This is a genomic window from Streptomyces sp. SM1, from assembly GCF_002910825.1.
Lineage (GTDB): Bacteria > Actinomycetota > Actinomycetes > Streptomycetales > Streptomycetaceae > Streptomyces > Streptomyces okerensis.
Map to the genome: position 1 here is coordinate 1 of NZ_NEUB01000436.1, position 5,887 is coordinate 5,887.

Consider the following 5,887-nt stretch of genomic DNA (forward strand, 5'->3'; position numbering starts at 1 on the left):
AGGAGGCGGCCCGGCGCCGCCGCGAGGCCGAGGAACTCCTCGGCGCGGCACGCCAGGAGGCGGACCAGGAGCGCGAGCGGGCCCGCGAGCAGAGCGAGGAGCTGCTGGCCGCCGCGCGTACGCGTGTGGAGGAGGCGCAGACCGAGGCCGTACGCCTGGTCGAGGAGGCGGACCGGCGCGCCACCGAGATGGTGTCGGCGGCCGAGCTCCACGCCCAGCAGGTACGGGACTCCGTCGCCGGGCTGCACGAGCAGGCGCAGGAGGAGATCGCCGGGCTGCGGTCCGCCGCCGATCACGCGGCGGACCGTACGCGGCGCGAGGCGGAGGAGGAGGCGGACCGGGTCCGCGCCGACGCCTACGCGGAGCGGGAGCGGGCGAGCGAGGACGCGGGCCGGCTGCGGCGCGAGGCGCACGAGGAGACGGAGGCCGCCAAGTCGCTGGCCGAGCGCACCGTGTCCGAGGCGATCACGGAGGCCGAGCGGATCCGCTCGGAGGTGTCCGAGCAGGCCCAGCGGATGCGTACCGAGGCGTCGGACACCGTCGCCGAGGCCGAGCAGACCGCCTCGCGCACCCGGGCCGAGGCCCGGGAGGACGCCAACCGGATCCGTTCGGACGCGGCGACGCAGGCGGACACGCTCATCACCGAGGCGCGTGCCGAGGCCGAGCGGCTCACCGAGGACACCATCGTCGAGACCGACCGGCTGCGCACGGAGACGGTCGCCGAGGCCGAGCGGGTGCGGTCGGAGTCGGTCGCCAAGGCGGAGAAGCTGATCGCGGACGCCACCGGCGACGCGGAGCGGCTGCGGGCCGAGGCGGCGGAGACGGCCGGGTCGGCGCAGCAGCGCGCGGAGCGGATCAGGCGGGACTCCGAACAGCTGAAGTCCGACGCGGAGGCGGCGGCCGAGCGGCTGGTGTCCAGCGCGCGAGAGGAGGCCGAGCGGGCGCTGGACGAGGCCCGCGGGGAGGCCAACAGGCGGCGCTCCGAGGCGGCCGAGCAGGTCGACACGCTCATCACGGAGACCACCGCCGAGGCGGACAAGCTGCTCACCGAGGCGCAGCAGCAGGCGCAGAAGACGACGGCGGACGCCGAGGCGCAGGCCGACACGATGGTCGGCGCGGCCCGCAGCGAGGCCGAGCGGCTGGTGGCTTCGGCGACCGTCGAGGGCAACTCGCGGGTGGAGAAGGCCCGTACGGACGCGGACGAGCTGCTGGTCGGCGCGCGCCGGGACGCGACCCGGATCAGGGAGCGCGCCGAGGAACTGCGCGACCGCCTCACCGGTGAGATCGAGGAACTGCACGCGCGGGCCCGCCGTGAGGCGGCGGAGACGATGAAGTCCACGGGTGACCGCTGTGACGCGCTGATCAAGGCCGCCGAGGAGCAGCTGGCCAAGGCGGGGGCGAAGGCCAAGGAGATCGTCTCCGAGGCCAACTCCGAGGCCGGCAAGGTGCGGATCGCCGCGGTGAAGAAGGCCGAGGGTCTGCTGAAGGAAGCCGAGCAGAAGAAGGCCACGCTCGTGAGGGAGGCCGAGGAGCTGAAGGCCGAGGCGGTCCGCGAGGCGCGGCGCACGGTCGAGGAGGGCAAGCGCGAGCTGGAGGTGCTGGTGCGGCGCCGCGAGGACATCAACGCGGAGATCTCCCGCGTGCAGGACGTCCTGGAGGCGCTGGGGTCCCTGGAGGCGCCGGCGGGTGGCAAGGACAACGGGGTCAAGGCGGGTGCCGCCGCGGGTGCCACCCGTACGGGTGGCAAGTCGTCCGATAGCTAGCAAAGCGGGCGAAATCCCCTGTACGGTGAGGGCTTTGACCGTGGCCTTGGCAAGCTTTCCGGCGGCGCGCCACTCAAAAGGGGTGTCATTCTCCGTATCAAACGTGCATCCACTCGATGACACAGCGCTTCGGCCTCTAGGATTCCCCCTATCACCTCACCGGTCTCATTCGACAGGAACCCCATGAGCGACACTTCCCCCTACGGCTTCGAGCACGTGCGGCGTGGGTACGACCGCGCTCAGGTGGACGAGTACATCTCCAAGGTCACCTCTGATCGCGACAGCGCCTTCTCCCGCATCACCGCCCTGGAAAAGCGCATCGAAGAGCTCCACCTCGAGACACAGAACGCCCAGGCCCAGGTCACCGACGCCGAGCCGTCGTACGCGGGGCTCGGCGCGCGCGTGGAGAAGATCCTCCGCCTCGCCGAGGAGGAGGCGAAGGACCTGCGCGAGGAGGCCCGGCGCGCGGCGGAGCAGCACCGCGAGCTCGCCGAGTCGGCCTCGCAGCAGGTGCGCAACGACGCCGAGTCGTACGCCGCCGAGCGCAAGTCCAAGGCGGAGGACGAGGGCGTCCGGATCGTCGAGAAGGCCAAGGGCGAGGCGTCCCAGCTGCGTTCCGAGGCGCAGAAGGACGCGCAGTCCAAGCGGGAGGAGGCGGACGCCCTCTTCGAGGAGACCCGCGCCAAGGCCGCGCAGGCCGCCGCCGACTTCGAGACGAACCTCGCCAAGCGGCGTGAGCAGTCCGAGCGCGACCTGGCCTCGCGCCAGGCCAAGGCGGAGAAGCGTCTGGCGGAGATCGAGCACCGCGCGGAGCAGCTGCGCCTGGAGGCCGAGAAGCTGCGTACCGACGCCGAGCGCCGCGCCCGCCAGACGGTGGAGACCGCGCAGCGCCAGGCCGAGGACATCGTGGCCGACGCCAACGCCAAGGCCGACCGGATCCGTTCGGAATCCGAGCGTGAGCTCGCGGCGCTGACCAACCGCCGCGACTCCATCAACGCCCAGCTGACGAACGTCCGCGAGATGCTGGCGACGCTCACGGGCGCCGCGGTGGCCGCCACCGGCGCGCCGGCCGTCGAGGACGAGCCGGCCACCCGCGGGGTTCCGGCCCAGCAGTCGCGGTAACGGCGGGACGCACATCGGCGAAGCCCTCTGCCACTGAGGTGGCAGAGGGCTTTGTCCCGTTCTAGCGTGGCCGCATGATCGAGCTCGAGGGGCTGACCAAGCGGTACGGCGAGAAGGTGGCGGTCAGGGATCTGACCTTCACCGTCAGACCCGGCATCGTCACCGGCTTCCTCGGTCCGAACGGCTCCGGCAAGTCGACCACCATGCGGATGATCCTCGGCCTGGACCACCCGACCGCCGGGGACGTGCGGATCGACGGGACGCACTACGACCGGCTCAAGGACCCGCTGACCCGCATCGGCGCCCTGCTCGAGGCCAGGGCGATGCACCCGGGCCGCAGCGCCCACAACCATCTGCTGTGCCTCGCGCAGAGCAACGGCATCCCCGAGCGCCGGGTGCACGAGGCGCTGGACGCGGTCGGGCTGACGGCGGTGGCGCGGAAGAAGGCCAAGGGGTTCTCGCTCGGCATGGGCCAGCGGCTCGGTATCGCGGCCGCGCTCCTCGGCGATCCGCGGATCCTGATGTTCGACGAGCCGGTCAACGGGCTCGACCCCGAGGGCATCCACTGGATCCGCACGCTGATGAAGTCGCTCGCCGCCCAGGGCCGTACGGTCTTCGTGTCCTCCCATCTGATGAGCGAGATGGCGCTGACCGCCGACCACCTGGTGGTCATCGGCCAGGGCCGGCTGCTCGCCGACACCTCCATGGCGGAGTTCATCGAGCGCAACTCCCGCTCCTACGTCCGGGTGCGCAGCCCGCAGCGCGAGGGCCTGCTGGACGCGCTGCACCGGGCGGGCGTCACCGCCGTGGAGAGCGGTGACGGGGCGCTGGAGGTGGACGGCTCCGGCGCCGAGCGGATCGGGGAGCTGGCGGCGCGCGGCGGGCTGGTGCTGCACGAGCTGAGCCCGCGGCAGGCCTCCCTGGAGGAGGCGTTCATGCAGTTGACCGCGGAGTCGGTGGAGTACCACGCCCACTCCACCGCGCCCGCTCCCCGGCGGCCGTGGGGCGAGAGCTGGAAGAAGGGCTGAGCATGGCGGCGACGCAGGTCGTACGGTCGGAGTGGACCAAGATCCGGTCGGTGGCGTCCACGGTGTGGACGCTCTCCCTCGCGGTGGTCGTGACCATCGCGCTCGGCATGCTGATCTCGGCCCTGTCGAGGAGCGAGTTCGACTCGATGAGCACCCGGGAGCAACTCTCCTTCGACCCGACCTTCATCAGTTTCGCCGGGATGAGCCTCGGTCAGCTCGCGATGATCGTGTTCGGGGTGCTGGTGGTGTCGAACGAGTACAGCACCGGCATGATCCGGGCCTCGCTGGCGGCCGTGCCGAAGCGCGGCACCTTCCTGTTCAGCAAGCTCGCGGTGGCCACCGCGCTCGCCCTCGTCGTCTCCATGGCCACCAGCTTCGCCGCCTTCTTCCTGGGCCAGGCGATGCTCGGCGAGCACAAGGCGTCCATCGGCGACGACGGGGTGCTGCGGGCGGTGATCGGCGGCGGCCTCTACATGACGCTGATCGCGCTGTTCTCGATGGGCGTCGCCGCGATGCTGCGCTCGCCCATGCTGTCGCTGGGCATCCTGATGCCGTTCTTCTTCCTGATCTCCAACATCCTCGGCAACGTCGACGCCACGAAGAAGGTCGGCCGGTTCCTGCCCGACCAGGCCGGCAGCAAGATCATGCAGGTCGTCACGCCCGTCGACGACGACACACCGTACGGGCCCTGGGGCGGCCTGGGCATCATGGTGCTGTGGGTGGCAGCCGCGCTGATCGGGGGTTACCTGCTGCTGAAGAGGCGCGACGCGCAGTGAGGGGGTGCCGGACCGGTTTTTACCCGGCCTTGGGCGGAACCGTCAGCTCCCCGATATCCTCCTAACCCTTACGGGGGCGTGTGCCCCGCTGTCCTGAACCTTTCGATGGGTGCGGAGCATGATCGAGGCAGTCGGCCTGACCAAGCGGTACGGCGACAAGACCGCTGTGTACAACCTTTCCTTCCAGGTGCGACCGGGTGCCGTCACCGGGTTCCTGGGTCCGAACGGCTCGGGCAAGTCGACGACGATGCGGATGATCCTCGGCCTGGACAACCCCAGCGCGGGTCAGGTCACGATCGGCGGCTATCCGTACCGCAGGCTGCCCAACGCCCCCCGTCAGGTCGGCGCGCTGCTGGACGCCAAGGCGGTGCACGGCGGCCGGAGCGCCCGCAGCCACCTGCTGAGCCTGGCCCAGCTGTCGGGCATCCCGGCCCGGCGGGTGGACGAGGTCCTCGGCGTGGTGGGCCTGCACGACGTGGCGGGCAGACGGTCGAAGGGCTTCTCGCTCGGCATGGGCCAGCGGCTCGGCATCGCCGCCGCGCTGCTCGGCGACCCGCAGGTGCTGCTGTTCGACGAGCCGGTCAACGGGCTCGACCCCGAGGGCATCCTCTGGGTCCGCAACCTGATGAAGTCGCTCGCCTCGGAGGGACGTACGGTCTTCGTCTCCTCGCACCTGATGAGCGAGATGGCGCTGACCGCCGACCACCTCATCGTGATCGGCCGCGGACAGCTGATGGCCGACATGAGCATCACGGACTTCATCTCGGCCAACTCCGCCGACTTCGCGCGGGTGCGCACGCCGGACTCCGAGCCGCAGGCGCGCGAGAAGCTGTCCGCCGCGATCACCGAGGCCGGCGGGCACGTGCTGCCCGAGCAGGACGGCGGTCTGCGGGTGACGGGACTGCCGCTGCCGCGCATCAGTGACATCGCCCACGACAGCGGCGTACGGCTGTGGGAGCTGTCGCCGCACCAGGCGTCGCTGGAGGAGGCGTACATGCGGATGACGCAGGGCGCCGTCGACTACCGTTCGACCATCGACCAGAAGGAAGGCCTCCAGCAGCCGCTGCCGCCCGGCATGCAGCCGCCGATGCCGGTCCCGGGTCAGGGCCAGCCCGGCTGGTACGCGCCTCCGCCGCCGCAGCAGGGCGGACAGGCCTTCGCGGCGCCGCAGGGCGCGCCGGTCCAGACCCCCGCGGGC

General features: G+C 71.5%; 4 protein-coding genes and 1 pseudogene. All 5 read left to right on the forward strand.

The features are described from left to right. Positions 1 to 1,763: pseudogene (locus B9S61_RS10870) on the forward strand (hypothetical protein); the annotation flags it as partial. Between the two features lie 183 nt (positions 1,764 to 1,946). Beyond that, a complete protein-coding gene (locus tag B9S61_RS10875) occupies positions 1,947 to 2,885 on the forward strand; it encodes a DivIVA domain-containing protein (protein WP_103542068.1) in 939 nt (312 codons plus the stop codon). A 74-nt stretch (positions 2,886 to 2,959) separates the two neighbouring features. Beyond that, on the forward strand, positions 2,960 to 3,913 hold the full coding sequence (locus B9S61_RS10880) for an ABC transporter ATP-binding protein (RefSeq protein ID WP_103542069.1): 954 nt from the start codon (positions 2,960 to 2,962) through the stop codon (positions 3,911 to 3,913). A 2-nt stretch (positions 3,914 to 3,915) separates the two neighbouring features. Further along, a complete protein-coding gene (locus B9S61_RS10885; protein WP_181007326.1) occupies positions 3,916 to 4,689 on the forward strand; it encodes an ABC transporter permease in 774 nt (257 codons plus the stop codon). A 118-nt stretch (positions 4,690 to 4,807) separates the two neighbouring features. Further along, positions 4,808 to 5,887, forward strand: a 1,080-nt coding sequence (locus B9S61_RS10890) for an ABC transporter ATP-binding protein (RefSeq protein ID WP_103542070.1), incomplete at its 3' end; no start/stop codon positions are given.

Excerpts from the sequence above, each read along its gene's own strand:
- B9S61_RS10885 (WP_181007326.1), top strand. The coding sequence starts at position 3,916 with ATGGCGGCGACGCAGGTCGTACGGTCGGAGTGGACCAAGATCCGGTCG.
- B9S61_RS10880 (WP_103542069.1), top strand. The coding sequence starts at position 2,960 with ATGATCGAGCTCGAGGGGCTGACCAAGCGGTACGGCGAGAAGGTGGCG.
- B9S61_RS10875 (WP_103542068.1), top strand. The coding sequence starts at position 1,947 with ATGAGCGACACTTCCCCCTACGGCTTCGAGCACGTGCGGCGTGGGTAC.